Source organism: Ruegeria sp. CDSC045 (assembly GCF_059610725.1).
In genome coordinates this window covers 19,590-39,700 of record NZ_JBXWOE010000017.1, presented here as the reverse complement: position 1 = coordinate 39,700, position 20,111 = coordinate 19,590, and the positions used below count along the sequence as shown (strand labels likewise).

Here is a 20,111-nt window from a genome sequence, read left to right as displayed (position 1 = left end):
TCTCCTATTCCGTCAACAATCCAACCATCTTTTTCAGATCCAGCCGCGTCGAGAACCGCGGCCCCGTTTTTTGCCAATACTCTTTTTTGAAATCCTCGAGCCGCTTCTTCGTCAGCGGTTCCTCGTCAAATTCTGCTGGCAAAAAATACTCGACCTCTTCAACCAGAAGGTTCAGATCGGACGATACAAGCGACATTGGAACCTCGGAGCGCCATACTCCTTGCCCAAATGGATCGACTTTAGCGTTTACCTCAATACTGAAAGATCCATCTGCGCCGAGCGGCACCGTGTCACGTGTCGCGACCCCGGCCCGGTTTTTACCCTCTGTAAACGCGGTGATCCGCATGACAGGAGCGATGCGACTGGCTTCACGTTGAATTTCGGCATATTTTTCAATGCCTTCACCTTCGATTGCGCGCCCTTTTGACGCCGGGCCCGTAACCGTCAAAACCGCTGTCTCGCCTCCAGGGGTAACGGCCAATTCGACCTTCCGCTCCGGCAGGGTTTGCGCCCATTGCGTCACCGGTTGTGAGCATCTCAGATCGGGGCGTGTATGCGGCTGGTAGCGAACCAACCCGAACCGTACAAAGGGATCGGACGATTTTCCGGGCTGCAACAAGAGGTCGGCGTACCATTCTTCGCGTTCCGGATCGAAACGCGGACGATAAGTAACAAGGGCGACCGACAGAGGCGGTGTTGCCGCCTCATCAACTTCCCCCGGTAAAGTGTTTTCCGTCTTGGCAAGGGGCATCTCGGCATGCGGTACGAATTCCGCCCGACCTGCAGCCCCTTCTGGCAGCCAAAGGTCCGAAAAGGTTTCCTTGGAAAGAAACACCTGCGTTTCATCGGCAAACGGTGTCTCACCCCGACGCACAGGGTCGCCACCCCGCCGGGTAACAAATGCGCCCCCCGGTCCAAGATCTTCGTCCGAAAATTGCGGGAGGTCCACGATGCGTGTCGGCGATTCCGCCTGCCCGGGCTTGCCGAGCTCGCTCACTGCCACAAAGCCACCTGGATTCACGACAGGACCACATGCATCGCGGTCACGCAATGGCACTCGATTGATCGCCAGCCAGGCTTTGTCGGCGAGCATCTGGTCGGGCGGCCAAAGTACGACGCCTAGACGCTCGTCCTCGCCGCTTGAATACCAGCCGCGCCCAAGTGGAATGCGCGTGCGTGCGCGTCGCACTGATGTCAGAATGACATGGTCACCGCGTCTTTCCAGCTTCTGCTCAGTCTCGAAGACAGGCACGGGTGCGCGCGCGTCCGGCACCGCTGGCCGTACTGTAGCGGGCAGGATGACCTCGACCACGTTACTCAGACGGCGCATCGCCGCTGGGTTAAGGGGTTCTGACGGGATAAGCTCACCATTTTCATAGACGACACCGGAACCGCCCGCCCAAGGATCGCCTCTCTTCATCTCGCGTGCGGCGGATTTCATCTCTTCCGCTGTCCGTGCCATGCCGTTGACCCAAACCTGCATTCGCCGCGCCTTGCCATCGGGGAACGCGTGCCGTCGAGAGGTCACGCCTTCATCATGTGCCCGGCCGGTAACACTATTGTCCCCGAAAGCTTCCAGGAAGTAATCGTCCAGCAGAAAGTCCGATGCCCCTGACGTTTCCGGATAGGGCAAACCGTCAATTCGAAGCAGCGATACGGTCGCCTTTGGCAGTTCCGTTGTTCCATCGCGATTCACTTTGAACCCAAAGATATCGGACGCCTTCCGGAAGGCGCCTGTATCACTGCCGGTCTGTTTGGGCCATGTACCAGCAATTCGATGAGCAAGGCTGCGCCCGCGTCTGAGATCATCGAAACGGTCCGAATCCGGCGACACGGTTCGCGCCATGATCTCAAGTGTGTCGATCCGCTCGCGATTTATCCTCACAGCGCCTTTCATCGCAAATAGCGTCGAACCCTCTGAAATAGCCTTCTGGTCTGAATAGTTGAATATCGGCTCCCCGAGCTCCGCTGGGCGGGCTGCGCGCAGAACCGCCAGGTCCTCAGGCACTATGCAAGCCGGATCGGGAAACGGTTCCTGGTTTTTGTCCAGAGCACGGATTTTAGGTTTGTTTGCCCTGGCCGGTACATTGACCGCGTGCGTCGCCGCAAGCGTACGCATCCCGGAAATCTCGGCAACCGGGTGCTCCAGCATGAACTTGTGAAGCGCATCGGCTACCGCGCGCAAGAACCCAGTGTCGGGTATATGCGCGCCCTGGAGACCGATATACTTCACGCCGGTATTTGCCCCGCCATTCAATGTTTCGGCCAGATAGGCGGCGAAGGCATCCGGTAGACCGGTTCGATCCACCGCGTCAGCAACCTCAGCCGGTGTCGTCGGACGCCCGAAACGCGTCAATCTTGCAGCCAGTGACTGCACCGCTGCAAAATCATGGGCAAGGCGCCAGCCCGACGGAACATACCAGCATTCAATTTCAAACTGGTCCCCCGGTTCGAGATGAAGCTCGACGTTATGGGCCTGCACACGTTTGTGTTCATCGACAATGATGTCTTGCGTGGATCTAGTATTCAGAAATCGGACACCATCATTTTTGATGATTTGCTCTTGTTGGGGTGCCACGCCACCGGATCGCGTACTACGATTGCGCAAGGTGAAAAGAACATTTGTTGCATTGGGATAAACGGATCCCACATCAATTTGGATGGGTTTTCCTGGCAAGATCGCCCGTGTTTTGTCATCGCTGGCGCGACGTGCCCGGATAATCAGCTTGTCCGCCGCTGGATCGGGATAATAGGTGTAAATCTTGGTCTGCGTTCCTCTTATGCGCTTGAACACCAGATCAGAAAGCGACTCGCCCTGCCGTGTTTCGCGCTCGTTCGCAGTGGCGACAATTTTCCTCGAAACCAGATGCGCCTCGCCGTTGAACCCGGGTCTCGTTCGCGTTTTGACTGCCGGAAAACCCAATTCGTTGTCGTAAACCAGCAGCCGGTGTGCGCCTTTCGGTGGACCATCCTCCGTACAATCGTCGAAGACCGCCTTGCTGCTTCGGGGCCCAACAAGGTGGCGCGCCGCCAATGCCTGGGGCAGGTTTGGCACCATCAGAATGCGTTGAGCAATCGTCGGCAGCGCCCGCGATGTATCTCGATCGTCTTCACTTTCACCGTTCTTCAGATCGGGAGTACGCCATGACCTGACAACCATCTTGCCAGCATGCTCATACCCCATCGGGCCATTTTTTCTTTTCGAGTGCCCCTCGGGGAGCATCACCGAGGGAGCGCCGATCCGAGATTGCCGCAGCGCGCGGAAATAGGGCTTGGCCGGTTCCTCGTTGTCTTTGCCCTTCGCTAATCGCGCCGACGGATAATAGAGCCTTTCGCGAATCCCTACATTATCGGATGCGTTGTTTGTCGGTATAGGGTCCGGCGGCAACGCACCGGGAGCCAGCGAATGACCACCCGCGTAAGCTACCGACATGGCAATGCGATAGGGCAATCCGTTTCTGAGGGGGAACACCTTGTAGCGCGAGGATCCCGTCGGCACGCGGTTGATCCGACCAAACGGCATTATGTCTTCCATATCCTGACTTTGGCCGCGTACCGCCGTGCAGTCCACACCGCCAGGCGACCCGTCCCAGATACCCACGGTTTCGTCAACGATGGTTTCAATATTGTCGCCTGTGTCATTCGGATCAGGGGCCTTCAAATCGCGTGTTGGCAATGCCTGAAATGCACTTTCCAAAGCGATACGCGGGTCGCTGCCGTTCTTTCCCACCGCGCTGCGCAGCACCCGCTCAATCGTCGGCCCGCCTATGCCTGAGCCGCCGTATTTCACAGAACGAGCCGTCAGCGGTCGCCAGTTGGTTTGCCAGGCCGACCCGGTGTTGCCCCCCTTCGGCATTCCGATCATCAGGCGGAACCCGAGGCTTAGGTCTTCGGCGTCGTGAATCACATATGTGCTCCCGTCGCCGCCGCATTCTTTGACGCAGCTTCCATTGACGCCGCATTTGGCATCGACCGCAGCAAGCCGCCGGATAGCATCGGACTGCGCGGATCGGCACAAAAGCGCAAGACCCAACGACTGGAAATCCGGTCCCGTTTCAACGCTCTCACGTTGAATAGCCTTCGTCGTCCTACTCTCCTCGCTTCCCACGCCCTCGGTCTGCATCGCGCGCAACCGCTGATCTTCAGCCTCAAGCGCCGCGCGGACATCCATCGTCGTCAGTTCATAACGCGGAGCAACACCGACGCGGTCCCCATCCTTGAACACTCCGTCATTGTCGGCCCCCATAACGTACAGGCCGTCAAATTGACCGATGCAATGTTGGCTCTCCGGTGGCAGTTCGCCTTGGGCCTTATCCGCCAATACGTACTCGGCCAGGGTCACAGGCCAGCCGAACGGGTCCCCGTCAGCACCGGTCCTTAACTTGGTCAGCGACCAGGGCCTCGGCAACCCATTGGCAGAGTCGCTCAATTCGGCCGAAAGGATGCCATAACGTGCATTGGCAGGCAGATCTTCAATCTCAAGATAGATGTCAGCTGCCAATCCAAAGGCACGCGCCAGTGTGGGATTTCCTTCAATGCTGAAATACGCCTGCGCCGCACAGTCCAAAAGACCCTGTTCCGGAGCGATTTCTTCGCGAATACCGTTTTCGGTATGCTGCGGCCAATGCCCGTATTCGGAAGCGTCAGTTGCCCGCTGAATCTGCTCGGTCTGCGCTGCGTCCCGCTCAAGCTCACCTTCTTCATAGGCTCGGTACCGACACACGACCGTTGCATCACCTTTTGCAAGCGAGGTCTTGGCCAATTCAAAGGTTTCGACGGCATCCTCTCGTTGATCCATGAGTTTCACGGTCGATAGCGTTTTATGTCGCTTGACCTTCGTGGCTCTCCGAACTTGCCCAAGGTTGCCTTTACGGGCGTAACTCAACTCTTCGGCAAACAAATCTCGATACTTTTTGAGCGAATGAGACGCCTTCGTATCGGCCAAATCGATCTTCTTTTCTTCGTCCAACGCGGCCTCAAGGGTCGCATTGCCGTATTTCCACAGAACGACCCGGTCGAACGCGCGGGTTTGTTTGTTTTCCTCGCTCTCACCGTCGGAATCTTCAGATACCGGAAACGAGCCTTGCATGTTGGGCGGTTCAGGCACGGTCACCTGCGTCGCTGCAAACCCGGTGAACTGCCCAATATAGGCAAACTGTTTTTCAACAGTATCAAGGCTCTGAAATTCAGCCTCGGCGCCAATAGCCGCGCCGGTCTTTTCCTCCACTATGACGTCTTCGAAAGGCGAGTCCGGCAAAGAAGGCAACTCTTTCTCTCCACCCAACGCCTTCTTGATCGACCCAATAAGAGCGTTCGTGCGCCGCTGATCCAGTGCGATCGCAGTGTCTGCATAGGGCACGGACAAAATGGAATCGACGGTTCGCGTATCTTTTGCCGGGCCTTTCACAAATTGGCCTGACTTGCCAAAGTTGTCGTCTTCGAGCGGCGTGGCTGTCGGGTCACCGTCGATCTTACCAACCTTCGAGCGGTCGCCGTCTAGGCTGTTGCGGATGCAAACCAAAAGTGCGTTCCAGACCTGCGTCTTTTGGGTATCCGTAACCTTGGTACCCTGCCAGAATTCAGGGATCAGCGCCTTCTTCCAGTACCCTGTCAAGGCAGCTGCCTGACCCTCAAAAACGTCGGGGAAATCTTTCTCTGCGCCAAGCTGCGCGGATGTGAACGTGATTTCGGTGCCGTTTTCTGGACCGACACACTCGCCACTATCATCACCATGGGCCACAAGTCGAAACTTCAGCTTTTCACCGCTGAAAATTCCGGACACATTCGCCGGCCAATTCGACAAACGCAGTTGCGACGTCCCAGATGGATCGGGGATTAGCGAAAACAAAAGTGAGGCCCTCAATTCCAGCTTGCCATTTTTCAGACGCCGGATCCCTGCCGGTACAAGCCGCAAATAGGGGACAATCGGCGTTTCCGGATCATTCCCGTTCAAGTCGAAATTCAGCGCCATCAGATGTAGTCCTCCGGCAAAGTGATGTCAGTGAAATATGTATTGTAGGTTGCGCAGTCCTCGCTTTGGCAAACCGCGTCGACCTTGATCCGCGCATCCTTCAAGGTGCGCTGCGAAAGACTGTCCTCACGCTGTAGGAAAGCAAAGCGGCGAAGGCCTTCCGGCCCCATGATGTTTGCCTGGCTTTGGCCGTTGAATCCTTTTTCTTCCTGCTTCCAGATATCGACGCTGTACTCAAAATCAGCAAGGCCCATCGAGAACGAGAAGCTGAATGTGGCCTGACCCGACATGTTGCCATCTACCATGCCAAGATTGACCAAAAGCGAGGCCGCGAAATGGAAGATCCAGATTGATGCTGATCCGCCTGCAAAGAAGGTCATCGAAATTTCGGTGACCTTCATTTGGCCCATTTTGAACTGACGGACATACACGCCCGACATCAAGCGCCCCTTCCCTGATAGCGGGCCAAATGCGAAGACGGCAGAGCCACCGAATTCAAACAGCGCTTCAAATCCAATGATCCCGCTTCCGGGTGTGGCTAATATGGCGAAAAAGCCCGACCCACCGTAGGGAGCATAGGTCAGCGTGAACGGGCTGGCGCGGCTTGAAAGGCTTGCACGGAACACAGCTTCTTGGTCCGAGAACGGCAAAACCGCCGATGTCTCTAGCCCGACGTTGGAGAAGGCCAAAGCGCCAACCGAGAAATCACCAAGTTGCAACCGGTATCCCGCTTCGACCCCCGGCTGTGACGGGTCAAATCGAACGAAAGCGCCCGACCCTTCCTTGGGCGAAAGGAAGGATTGCAGGTCTTCAAGGAAATCGAGCTCGGGCCCGATTTCATAGTCAAGATACTCGATATCAAAGCGTGGCTTCTGCTCTGATTTCGACTCGAACCGTGCCGAGGCGAATTTAAGCGTGAGCGCGTCGAACATGTCGCCCACCAGTTTGATATCAAAAGGCCCGAGTGTCCCGACCGACGCATAGTCGATGCTGGCGGACCCATCATCGAGGTTCAGCGCGACATTGATGTTCATTGCTACGTTCAATGCGGTGCCGGGCCCCGGCGTGAAAATCCCGCGCGTCGCCGAAGCAACTTCGCTGCCCAGTTCGATATCGAAATCGTAGCCCATACGGATGCTGGTCGGAACAAGCGATAGCAGGTAATCTTCGAACTCTTCACGCAATCGGTTGAAGTCGATCGCGCGGAAAAACTCGCCCTTCAATACGTCTTCGATTACATCCTGCAGGTTGAGCAGAATGCGAACCGGTGTAGCCTCTCCGTTGACCCACTCCGTCACAAAAGCGCTGAGAAAGACAAAGCGCTGTGGGTCCGTCAGCGGGCCATGCGGGCCAGGTGCCTCGTTGATGGGTGTGTCCTGCGCAACCGTCGAAAGCCACGCGACGTCGCCCGCCAGTTGGTCGTCATCAGGTCCCGCATGATCATCGTTGCCGGTTGATTTGAAAGGTACATAAACCGGTCGGGATTGGTCATTTCCTGGTCTTGCGGCGTTCGGTGCAATGAAAATCTTGCCTTTCTCCTCATCCAGGAACGGAATGCCGTCCAATTGCTCACCCAAGGCGTCGCGGCCGTTCTTAAGTCTTTGGTACAAATCCGCCAGCGTATCGTCTGCCGCCTCAAGAAGCTGCAACGCATATGGATCAAGCACTACAATTACGCCATCGCGCGGTCCCTTCTCGGCAATTGGTCGTAAAACGGATGTCACGGGTGAGAGAGTTTGGGTGACGCCGCGAACGCCATCGGCCACGCGCGAGAACGCACCATCGGGCGCACCTATGTAATCCAGACCACTGTCATTGCCGATCTTGATGTCGGCCAATGCACCGATTGTCGGGAACTCGGGCGGGTCGGTTGGCGGGCAATATTTGTCGCGTAATTCGATGATCCGCACGACGTCGTCCCCAATCGCGCCGATCTGACGCAAAAGCTGCTCGGTTTCAACGTTCTTGGAAAGGAAATCTGCAATCTGTTCTGAGTAATTCCCGGATTGCTGCAAAGTGCTCAGCAGGTCTTGAAACCGGTCGAGGTGAACCTGCAAATCGTCAAGAACTGCCGCGTAACTGCAGACGGTCTTGGCGTATTGTGTCAGCATTTCGGTTATCTGAGCACCCGCATCGCGGATCTCCTCGAAGTACCCTTTGACCTCGTCAGCCACATCCGACAAACCGGCATCGACCGTGATCATGTTGTCTTGGGCCACAGTTCCCAGCCCGAGATCCTCGATGAACGGTTTCAAACCAACCACAATCGGGATGCCGCGCCAGCACCCGCTATCGTCCTGAAGCATATGGACAATCTCGACAAAGAAGCTGTTGATCCGTTTCAACACGCGTTCGCGCGCATCCAGGAACGCTTCAAAGTCGCGCGGCAAATTAGACAGAGCCTTTATCTGATCGAATGCCTCTTGGACGTCTTCAAAGTCATCCATAGCGCAGAAGTCGATGCTTGACGCAGCCTTCAGATCCCGAGCCAGCGTATTCAATCTCGCTGTATCGGCCTGAATATCGCAATAAACGGCCTCACTGCGCGCTCGGATCAAACCCAGGCATCTGCTGGCTTCATCCATGTCTCGAAGGGCCGCGTTGATGCGCCGCAATGCTTCCTGGTGTTTAGGCGTCGCTGGCGGCAGATCCCTTAACTCATTGCGCAAATCTATCAGCTTTGGCTTAGCCTCCTGATCGAGAACCCCGCGCAACTCATGTGCACTGGTTGCAAAGCGCAGTGCCTCGGTACACAGACTGACATCCTCGGCAGGAAGGGCGATCGTCCCATCGGCAAGATTTTCGTAGATCTCATCGCTGAGAGGGCAACTCGGAAGTGTTGAGCTTTCCAGGCAAAGGGCGCCTCCCTCAGCCACCGCGCTCAGCTCGGACATGAACGTTCGGGCGACCTCCCATGTCGGGCAGAAATAGGCCTTGAAGGCTTCAAGATTGATATTAGCAGTCGGCAGATTTATCGGCGATCCGATCTGTTTCAGGAACTCCCTGATCGCCGAGAGGAACCGACCGACATCAATGTCCGGGATCAGCGAGGCCTGCACCTCTCCGATCGCTCCAAGCAAACGTCCAAGAGGGTCGAATAGCCGTGATAGATCGGGTAGGAAATCGCTCCAGAAATCCGTCGGACTGGCCACAAGCCGCGGAAGAAACTTCAATAGATCAATCCGGAATTGCCGTAACTCGATCGGCTGCAGAGAGCCAACCTTGTCAGAGGCATCAGGGAAGGCGATGATCAGACAAACAATGTAATGATTACGGATCCGTTCGCCGACTGTACCCTGATTCAGAACCTCAGATCCCGCATCGCCAACCGATATCTCGTCTAAGGCGCTGGACACGTCATCAATGATGCGTTCGACATCCGCCTCAAGCGCGCCACCCAAACCCCAGCCGGAGGATGCAGCTTTGATCTCATCCAAACGGTCCTTCAAGTCCTGCGTGAGTGCTTCGGCTGCTCCAGTCTTGTAGGCCACGTCCAATTGAACATGTTTGTCGCGAATGCAGGACAAATAGCCACTTAAATTGTCCGGGGTCAGAGGGCAATCCTGTGGCGGTTCAACGGGTTCAAAGCTCAGAAACTGCCCAACCAAGGCGTCAAGATTCGGCACCTGACCTGTCGACAAAACCTCGGTTGCGGTGAAGGCGACAAAAGCCTCAACCGTTTTCTTGACCAGCTCTTCGCTAGGTAACAGCAAGTCAAGGCATTCCAACAGAGTGTCATCTTTGTCCGGATCGAAAGTACCGTCGCTTGCATACCAATAGGACCCGCGCGGCAAGGCAATGATCTCGCGACGACGATGCAGGCCGGTCCCGGCGATTAACTCTGGAAGTTCGGCCAGAAGATAGTCCTCAATGAGGTTTTTGCGGGCATTTTCCAGACTGTTTTCAAGTTCTAGTTTTTCCAGCAATGCCGCCAGCACATCGACCCGTCCAGACAGGGCACCTTGGAACAGGCCCAGTAGTTGACCGAATTGCGCACTAAAGGCCGCTTCGATCCGCTCACCCGGGTTCGCGGCAGCGCGCTGTATTTCGGTCAGGAAACGTTGACCGGCCGTATAGCAGACACTCAACTCGAAACCGAATTCTATTGGGTCGGTGGTGGCCTCAGCGCGCGTCAGGGCTAGGGAAAGATTGGTCAGCGCCTTATCCAGCTCTGGAAACACGTCGCGGATCTGAATCGAGGAATCGACACCGACCTGAGATTGTGCGACCCGAATGGTTTCTTCGATCCGGTCCCACCCACTGCGCACCTCGCGCGCACCCGCAGCCAGAGGCGAGATGACTTCCTCGCGAACAGTATTTGCAATGTCCGTTGCGCCCTCCGCAACATTTGCTCCAAATTCCTGAGCTTCTGACAAAGCGGGCAACCCTTCGCCCGGTGAAGACAGCGCTTGATCTTTGATCAGTTCGATCAAATCCCGCATTTTCACAATGCCCAGTATTTTGGCATCTCCGCTGAAGAAGTTGCGATAGATTGCACGGACCTTGTCGATCAGTTCCTGGGTATTTTGATCATTGTCTTGGGAAACACTTGCAACCTCACCGGCGCTCACACCAAGTGTCTTGTATGCCTCTTCGTCGAACGCAAAAAGTGACGACATTCCATAGAGGACATCGTTGTCGTGTCTTGGCAACTGCATGTCGACGTTTTCAGTCAGCGTCATCAGACCCTTTTTGCGAGACAGCGCTACGACATGGCCGGAGGGCCGATAAACCCCGCCCGACTGATCACCCTTCTGGCCCATGTCCAACCGACGTTGATCGCGCACCGCCAGGAAGATCTCATTGGGGTTGATCGTGTCCAGAGGTTCGGCCACCGCGTTTTCGGAGGGTTCCAAGCCGTGAAGAACATATCGCGCATCAAAGTGCACACGCACAGGCCCCAAGGGTCTGGCCGCCAAACGCTCTGCCTGAGTCAGTCGGATTCGCGCAGTTTCAATCGCCGGATAAAAAGGTGGCTGGTCGGCCCCTGTGCGTATTGGGCCAAAGACGAAATCATGGTTCAAAACACTCAGCTTTTCGCGCAGGTTGATTTCGGCAGCCATGCTTGGACCATCAACTTCCCGCGTCACGTCACCGTAGCCATCCGGCCCACCAGTCGCCCGCAAGGTCCAGTGATAAGTCTGAAACGTCGCACTGCCCGCTTCCAATTCCGGCGCATAGCGACGGTTCTCACCCCGGAAATTGATCGTCCGCAGATGCCGAACGGGGTTCAGCTGTTTCAACTCCTTGAGCCGCTCATGCCATTCTGTCAGTTGCTCTGCGTCGTTGTCGGGCGAAGGTATGCCTGCGCCTGAAACACCGGGCATTTCCGGATCCAGGTTGTAGTAATCAATCAGTTCGCGCAGCGTGTCCTGATCGTTCACAGCCGTGTTGTCGACGAAAATCAATGGCAGGTCCGTTTTGACACCGTCGATTTCCAGCTCGAAACGAATGTTGCCCTCGGGTGCCTGCACGAACCGCGGCCAAAAGGCCAACCCGGTTGCAGTCGCAGTATCGATCCGGCCGTTTGCGACAACACGCGTTTCCTTTACCGTGGCACGCGCTGGTGACTGAGGGTCCACGATATCCGGCGTTGTCGTCGTCAGCACCCGAAGCCGGTCCACCGGGAACCGCCGACCCGCATGTGGGTGTTTGATGCCAGGATAGCTTCGCTCGGGGTTGGCAACGCGGATGAACATCCGCTGGCGCAAAGTGGCCGTGATAGCACCGGTGCCCTGCTCGATCAGGAACGTACGTTCTGTGACCTGAACAAGCGACGCCCGGATACCCAGAGGGAACAGATAGCCCTTGAAAACGATCTCGGTGTGGATGTCGCGGCCAAGATTTGTCCATTGCTGCCAGCGCTCAATCGCAAGCGCATCGAAAAGCGACTTGTTGTCCAACCAGAACAACGCGCCAGCCGGCGGCTCAAAGCCGGTGTCGTGGTGCAGGATACCACCAAGTGACGATAGCCCCAATTCACTCACGTCCATGGTACGCGGCCGGTACATCGCCGTACCCGGCATGACATCGGTCAACTTGTGGCGTTCGTCCGGCTCAAACTGGCTGGCGCGATCCTGATAATCACCGTTTTCGTTCGTCGCCCCAACGACGGGCAATCCCCAGGCTGAGCTCAGCAACACCAGTTCGTGCCGCATATAAGCATCCAACCCGCTTCTAAAGCCGGTGGGCATGCCGCTGCCCGGCGTGTTAAGTTTGAATATCCGACACAGATCAGCAACGATCTTTGGATAGCGTTTTTGCACAATCGGATCGCTCAACAGACCTTCGCAGGTGGTCGTTGTCTTGTATTTCAACAACGCATCTGCCTGTTTGATTGCGTCCTCGCCACTCATCAATGGTCGTTGAGTTTCAAGCCGCGACATCAGCCAAGGGGCAACCGGGCCGCGGACGGGTGCTCCATTGCCGGGACTTCGCTGACCTTCTGACAAACTAAGCCGTTGCAACAGCGCCTCAGGGCGCAAGTCGGGCGAATGTACCGCGCGCAGGCCGGGATCCATGCCGACATCGTTCTTGTTTGTCAAAAACGACGTCACCCAAAGCCGCGAAGCACCTTGCTTTTCAGGAGCCGTGATACCCGGCACGTGGTCGTCATAGATTGTTGCTTCAATTTGGCCCGGCGTCAGAACAATCGCGTCCTGATGCGGGGAGAGAGTCAACCGCGACGGGATCTCGATTGCGGTCTCAAATGGGGTCGGAGGAACCAGAGATACCGCTACTTCGGCAAGCCGCCGCGCGGCCGTCACACCAGGCCCGGACGTGAACCCCAGATGGTCTAGCATTGCGCCGGGCCGTCGATCGGGAACCCTCGGGTGGCGTGTGTCGATCAAGCCCAACCGTCCGCCGTCGTAAACTGTTTCCGCGCGTGCGGTCACGGCCAGCTCATAATCCTTGAAATTCGTCAATTCCCCAAGGCTGAATTCCAGAACCTTGCGCGGGAAGCGCGCGCCGACATCGTCATCAAGGTCGAGATCTTCCCTGAGCAGGATCTCCGCCTCATCTATCCCGTCGGGACAATTGATCCGGAACGCAAGCCGAGACGGTTTTGCCAGACGGCCTCGCAGCGGCCCGACACCCTCATCCCGCCCTCGCAGCTCGCTTGGAAACAGCGCTTCGACGGCTTCAGCACGCCTTTTCAGAATATCGCGCCTGCCAGTTGCAACCCAAACAGGGCCCGCGCGACGGCTGGCTTCGAAGAATTCAATCTCCTCGGGTTCAAGGCTTTCGGCGGCCCGGACATTGATTGAATTCGGGTCGAAGTAGGATGCAATCATCACTTCGCGATAGAATGTTCGGAATAGCTGATAAGTCGGAATCGCGCTCTCAAGACGGCGTTCTTGGCGAAGGGCGTCCTGCATGTTGTCCGGTGGTGTCGCGCTACGATGGCGCGCTACAGCCATGAACATGTCAGCGGCGAGACCTTTTAGGATGTCGTCGAAATTCGCCTCGTGTACAAGGCGCACGGCCTGCATCGCATCGGCATCTAGCGCAAAAGGCCCAATGTAGGAGTGCTGGTCCTTGGGCAGTTTGGATGTTTTGCCCAACTTTTCGAGAGCCTTCTTCGCGGTATTCTTGCGACCTGGGCCCTCGACAAAATCTTTCAGTTCCCGGCGTTTTCGAAGGGCGAATGCCTGATCCTCAGGCGGTGGGTTTGGTACCCAGCTTTTCAACTTGTAAAGAGCATCGCGAAGCGTCGTTCGCCCATCCTCATCTAGCAGTGCCAACGCCTCGACAACATGCACACGGTTGTTGGCATCCAGCGTAATTCTATCCCCGGTGACGGTGAAGCCGGGCTGATCCTTGATCCCGTCCTCCATCCCGTCATAGTCACTCAGAATTGCATCAGTCTCGTAGAGAAACTGCCTGACGACCGAGCCTTCCACCCGTTTGATCTCCAATCCAACCGGAATTTTCACATCCGCCATCGGCGGTGGGTTTGGCAGAAAACGCGCTTCTTCGAACAGGTGCTGCCCAGGGTATTCGACCACGACGACGGGCCGAGTGTCATGAGGTAGCAAATGACCCGTCGCATCCGGTCGTGTGCTCAGATCACACAGCGCGTTCAGCTTTATGATCGTGGTTTTTCCACGGCTGAACGACAATGCAAGATCGGAAAACCGGAAAGTCAGCGACACAAGGTCGTGTGACCTGCTGGCTTTTAACGTCGCGCGAGACAGATCAAATCGCGCCATTTCGCCTGCGGCCGGTGCAGAAAGATCAATGTAGCTTCCCAAAGGTGGCGAGGCCAATCCATCTTTTTCATAGAAAAACCGCAGTTCCGAAGGCTCAAAGAAAAGACGACTGAAGTCAGCTTCGCCTAGCTCAACACCTGATTCCAGCATGGCGACGCGGGCGTCAATCCAGCGTGTCACAGGGGCCCCACGTGTCCCAGCGCTGTTGCGCGCCCAACTGAAAAGCGCTTTGACCGGCCAGCCCACACGCTCGGGGAAATCCGGATGGCGCTCTGCAAGGACCTTTTGTTTCTCCGGTGTCACGGCGGTTGCCACGATCTTGCCGACGACCGTTGCCATTGAAACTGGAGCAAATGCGGTTTCGGAATCGCCGCTGTCGCGATAACCGTAGCTGCCCTGAAAACTGATTGTGCCTGCTCGGTCACTGTAGTTCGTACCGTTCAACGATACGGGCGCTTCGACACGCTCCAAGATTGCGCCATAGAGCCGGGGAAACGGTCCGGTCGCACTGCCCGCGCCTGTTCCAGACAGGTTTAGATTGGTGAACGCGCCGGATAAGACAGCTTCGGCCCGCACCCGTCCTGTGGGTTGGTCCTCCTTGCCTCGCAGTCGCTGCATCCGCAGCTTTACGGTTCTATCTTCACCCTCTGGCCCTGGAAGGCGGCTAACCGACAATCCCGGCCCGTTCCGCCCGCCGATGCGATATGTTCGTTCGGGTGCATTCTCTTCGGGTCGACAGATGCCGAGCAGCGGGGTTTCTCCATCTGCATCGCCTTCGCCGCCGCTCTGAGGTGGTTGCCAGTACGCTTCCAGCGATGTAATCGCGTCGCGCCCACCAAACACTGTGAACGGCTCGGTCGAACTGTCATTGACCGGCTCGACTGTCCACTTGCCGTCACGATCAAAGCGAACCCACACCTTTCGCCGACTTTGGCCGGGGCCAAGCCCCAATAGTCCGTTGAACATCAACTTGTAGGTGTTCGTTACCGACCTCGCCGTCGTATCGCGAGCCAAAGCTCTTGCGCCTGACCCAAATTGCCGCAAATCGAGCGACGCCCGGGGACTACCCGGATTACCGTTTGGTGTCTCATCCTCAAGGGTGAACTTGTGGGTAACAGTTGTCCTGGCTGCCGTGCTCCAAACATCGTCCTGCAAGGCTATGCCGTAAAAAAAGAACGGTTCGACCCGTTGTTTCTTGCGTGTTAGGCGATAGAATTTGAATGTCAGTTCACGGTCGCGCGCCCTGCCATAACTGACATTGGACAGACGTAATTCGTGATTATGCCGCCCCACCGGTTTGTAGGTGACAATAGTGTCCGGACCAAAGGTTTCGGGTCGTAACCTCCAAACTGCCTCGCGTCTTTCAACCCTGTCTTGCCTGGTCTCGCGACGTAAGCTCCGAGAGTCGGCCCCTGCCGGGTCCGACAGCGCCTCTTTCCGCGTCCCCACAACAGCAACAACCGTCAGATAACGCCCAAATTCGTCGTCGCTCCAGACAAATTCAAGCGCCAGATCGTCTTTCTCGTCGGACCCTTGTGCAAGCGCTCCCGAAGCTGTCGCTGCAATTGCCGCAGCGCTGCCAAGGAACTCGCGACGGTTTATAAGAAAGTCATTATGAGCCGCGGGTAATTCTTCGTCTTCATCAAATGGAACCATGCTCTCCCTCAAAAGCTTGGTTCACAGATCAGTCAATCTGAACGCGCGTTTGCCTGCCTGGATGGCCGGATAAAGTTCGTTTCAAATGCACTTACTGCGAAAAAATCGTACAACGTAATCATTAGGTTGGAGTATCGAAAAGCGTTCTGTCAAGAAATTACTGCCGCGCCGATCGCACTGTTGGCCAAACCCGCTGCATGTTCTGTGATCGCAATTCGGGTGCATATCCACCGACAAGACCAGCCCATTCCAAAGCCCCCATCGGCACGATCCACTGCTCTTGTGCAACCGGTGTCATAGGAATTTCCGCCATAACCTGACCATAAGCTTCGACAAGAAATCCTTCGTGCTCCGGGCTAAGCGTGGGCTCGCTCGCGGCTGCCTCTAGCTCGTCGGCAAATGCTTCGGCAGCAGCCCCCGACCATTGACCAGCTCCGTTCTGCAGGTACGCAAGATGCGGAACAACGGAAACGACATGATCGCAAGAGGGCACCGCCAAATGAGCGGAAAACTCACCCTTCATAATTCGACCCGAAATCTTTTCCGGCGCTTCGCTATCAACCTTCGAAAAGATACCAGCCTGGCAAAGCTGCAGACTGATCGTGCGTGCTGCCAGAACCGCGCGCGGGTTCATCTCGTTCACCAAAATGGGAATTTCCAGAATTTCCGGTGTATCGCCGAAACTGCACTGATAAAGCGGGATTTGTTTCATCCCATAAAGTCCGCCACACACCGGCATTTCAGCGTCACGACAAGTGGCAAGTGGCACATTCTCACATGACTGATCTTCAACCGCGCACTGCAGTGCACTGACACAAGACTGGTTCGCGCCTACCGGGACTTCGACACACCCGGCATCCTCAAGTATCGCGCGAGCCGCAGCTATGTCGCCCGCCAAAGGTGCAGCCAGCCCACGTAACGCCGCCGCCAGGCTCTGGTTTTTCGGATGCGTCCGGAACAGGTGCCCAGAGGCAAGATCAGGATCAGAGAAAAGGGAATGTGACACCGCCTGCCGATGAGTCGCCTGATGTACGGCAAGACGCGCGGCAAGCGATACTGGCGAGGCTTCTCCGAGATCGAATTCAAGGGTAAGAGGACATGCTCCTGTCGCACTTTCTACCGGCTCGGCCATCGACCACAAAAAGAGATCTGGGCGGGCAGCAACGACACCGTGAAATGCCGCGCGACTGATCGGCGCGGACGCATCCAACGCTCCGCTGGCAAGGTGCGTCAGGCGCTCTTCTTCCGTGCCCACCGGAACCCAACTCAGACGCTTAGGGCGGCTGAGGTTGACACGATGCCAACGCAGGTTTCGCATCCAGACCGTCTTTTCCCCGGGTACGAGCTTGTATGGTCCAGTACCGATTGGAGACGGGTTGTCGAAATCAACAGGGTCCACAGCGCTCCAGACATGTTCAGGCACAATCGAAAAGGAACCTCCGTCCGACGCTGCGAAAGCCTCGAGGATCAGGTTGGGGTCGGGCTTGTTCAGTATCAATTTGACGGAATACAGATTTACCCACTCAACCTCCTTAATCGAATGGCGCAGCCGTTTTACATACTTCCCGTCAAGATCAGTGTTTGAAATCGCCGTTTGGATGCTAAACACCACGTCGTAAGCATCAAACCGTCGATTGTCAGACCAACGTACCCCGCGTTTCAACTTAATCGTTATGGCATCCCCTGCAGGGGAATACTCATAACTATCGGCCAACCAAGGGGCGACAGTACGACTCTCGGCCTGCCACATGAATAGCGGCTCCAACATTGCCTGGTATGCGCCACGATTGAAGTCGGCCCCCGTACGGAACCAATTGAAATGGTTATGTGTTGCCGCCGGCGCCTCGATCACCAGCGTATCGGAACGTTCTTCAGCATTGAGTTCGAGTGCATTTGCCGTGCTAAAGGTGACGGTCAGAATAAGTATCGAAAAAAAATTGCGAAACTGCATGGCTTCTCCCACCACTAATGTCAGAATCGTAGCTTACAAATAAGGATCTGCCAATTCTGGTATTTTCTATGGCGCTCAGCACGCCGCCAACGATCCAAATTTTCCGGGCGGCAATTCTCAAAGATCAAGAAGGATATGGCTCCAATCCAATTCGCTAGGGCGTGTTGACAAAAGGGATTCACACTGGCGCTCTGCCGTGATTCAAGCTGGTATCTGCTATGGAGACCCGCTTGCCCCGAGACCTGATGAGCGACGACGAATGGGGTTTTGTTGCAAAGATTTGAGCGCGTTGATTTGTTTCAGAAATCGCTTGTAAGTCAGGTGGCGAGCTCAGCGAACTGCTGAAATGGGCAGAGTCCGGGCGTGAGTTGCCCCTTGCGGATCATGTTCGCGACTTCGATTCCGGCCAGCGTTGCCGCTGTTGAAGCGAAGGCCTTGAACCCCAGCATTGGCCGCGTACTCCGCTTGATGAAACGGTGGTCCTGTTCCACAATATTGTTCAAGTATTTCCGCCTCACCATCTCAATTGGGATCGGGCAGCCAAAGCCTTTGAGCATTTTGTTGATGGCCTTGATGTCTGCGGTGTTGGCGCCGCTCTTGTCGATCACAACTTTCTGGGCAATCCATTTGTCTCCAACATCCTGGCGAAGAACTTGGTGGCGGCTGGTTTGTTTCGACGTCGTGAAAGCATGAAATCAAGGGTGTTGCCGTGTTTGTCGACAGCTCGATAGAGGTAGACCCAAGCGCCTTTAACTTTGATGTAAGTTTCGTCCATTCTCCACGAACGATCACATGGCCCTTTGCGGCGCCGTGCTGCCTCAGCGATTGCACCAGAATATCGTGTTACCCATCGGTTTAGCGTGGTGTGGTCCACTGAAACACCGCGCTCGGCCATGATTTCTTCCAGATCCCGGTATGAAACACCGTATCGGACATAGAAAAACACCGCGAACAGGATCACATCCTTCGGATATTGCGCGCCTTTGAAGGAAATCATGAACTGACTTTCGACTGATTTTACCGAAAGCCATTCACCCGCAGCATCTGACCTCGTCAACAGCCAAAAATTTGCAACAGATCCCATAAGGTGAAATCCTGCGAGACTCTGCTGGAAGGTGAACTCCACGGGCGCCAAATTCGAACCGCACCGCCGGTTGGATGTAGCCACTGGTCGCATTTGTCTTGGATGGGTAGGCGAAGAGCAGGGTTTGTTGATCATCAGGATCGACCGACAGGGAAAAGTCCTGGTCCAGCGCGGCGCCAAACTTGATTTTAGTTTCTTTCAGAAGCGGACCAGCGACTACTTTGGTGGCCGTATCCTGAAGCTCCTGCAACAATTGCTTTTGTTTTTTGCCGGAAAGGGCAGGGTGCTCGGGGTCACGTTCGCCCTCGAACCCAAGTTGCGCCCGGTCGAGGGACAGATCCACGTCTTCCGAGAACCGATGGATGATGTCGTAGGCCTTGGATAACGATGTCCCGCCTTTGAAGATCAAGTGAGCGCCATAAGAGGGCAGGGCGAATAGATGTTTCAGTGACCAGCAGACCCAGAAATCCTTCTCGACGATTGCTTTGGACAGGCCAAGCTGGGCGGCCGTTTCCTGAAACGCTTCTTCTCGGTTCTTTGGAGTATCGTTGGCAAACTGGTCCACGATCAGTTCCGCGCCACAATTTGCCGCACTACAGGGTGCATCCAGGCCGGCACATACCTGCTTTGTTTTACGAGCAATGCCCGGTCCTTGCTATCCAGATTGCGCGCCAGCGTGTCGACAACCCGGCTATCCACCCGGTTTTTGCCGACATAGCGCAACGCTTGAAATACGGTGCCGGTTTTCTGACCCGCACCAACTAGCGTTTTGGATGATGCGTTCCGGAACTGGATGACTTGTCGACCAACTGTCTTGGTGCGGGTCGGGCCGTCGGTCATATAAATAGGCTTGGATGGCACCTGGGTTGACAGCCCCAACTGGTTAGCTGCCATGGCAGGGGAGGGCTGTAGAACCTGATTATCCTTACGTGCAATCGCTTTGGCAATGTCATCGGCAGACGGAGACAACAACCCTAAATGGGCGCTCTTTCTCGGATAGTCGTAAAGCCCACGCGTCAACCGCCGGATCACCCCTTGATCCGCCAAACGCGACAATGCCTGATCCACGCTTGCGCGGGAACCGATATCCAGAAAGTCCAGTGGCGCAAAGATTGCCCCCCGGCCTTTTCCGATGATGCGTTGTCTGATCGATGAAGTAATCATAACTTTCTCCTCGTCAGAAAATATAGTACTTTTTTCTGACTTTCAAGCTATGCGAAAACCGAGGTGATTTTG

6 protein-coding genes are annotated in these 20,111 nt (G+C 55.9%); all 6 read right to left on the bottom strand.

The genetic code is table 11. From position 1 onward, the window contains the following. Nucleotides 1-4: 4 nt before the first annotated feature. The 6 genes from AC2FH6_RS21055 to AC2FH6_RS21030 all read right to left on the bottom strand — a co-directional run bounded on the left by AC2FH6_RS21055 (nt 5) and on the right by AC2FH6_RS21030 (nt 20,039). The gene (locus AC2FH6_RS21055; RefSeq protein ID WP_496704127.1) at nt 5-5,971 is read right to left on the bottom strand and encodes a hypothetical protein; all 5,967 of its coding nucleotides are present in this window, start codon (nt 5,969-5,971) and stop codon (nt 5-7) included. After that, entirely contained in the window at nt 5,971-15,840 is a 9,870-nt protein-coding gene (locus tag AC2FH6_RS21050) for a hypothetical protein (protein ID WP_496704126.1), read from the bottom strand. The genes AC2FH6_RS21055 and AC2FH6_RS21050 overlap by 1 nt, the downstream gene beginning before the upstream one ends. 157 nt (nt 15,841-15,997) lie before the next feature. Next, a complete protein-coding gene (locus tag AC2FH6_RS21045; protein WP_496704125.1) occupies nt 15,998-17,791 on the bottom strand; it encodes an ABC transporter substrate-binding protein in 1,794 nt (597 codons plus the stop codon). Nucleotides 17,792-18,108: 317 nt separating this feature from the next. Then, nucleotides 18,109-18,788, bottom strand: a protein-coding gene (locus tag AC2FH6_RS21040; RefSeq protein WP_496704141.1) for an IS6 family transposase whose coding sequence is annotated in 2 segments (ribosomal slippage) — nt 18,109-18,404 and nt 18,404-18,788 — 681 coding nt in all. Because the reading frame shifts where the segments join, the coding sequence is not laid out codon by codon here. A 34-nt stretch (nt 18,789-18,822) separates the two neighbouring features. Continuing rightward, nucleotides 18,823-19,440 (bottom strand): nucleotidyl transferase AbiEii/AbiGii toxin family protein, encoded by a 618-nt coding sequence (locus tag AC2FH6_RS21035; RefSeq protein WP_496704124.1) that lies wholly within the window; start codon nt 19,438-19,440, stop codon nt 18,823-18,825. Nucleotides 19,441-19,442: 2 nt separating this feature from the next. Next, complete coding sequence (locus AC2FH6_RS21030; RefSeq protein WP_496704123.1) at nt 19,443-20,039, bottom strand: DUF6088 family protein; 597 nt, start codon at nt 20,037-20,039, stop codon at nt 19,443-19,445. Nucleotides 20,040-20,111: the final 72 nt, after the last annotated feature.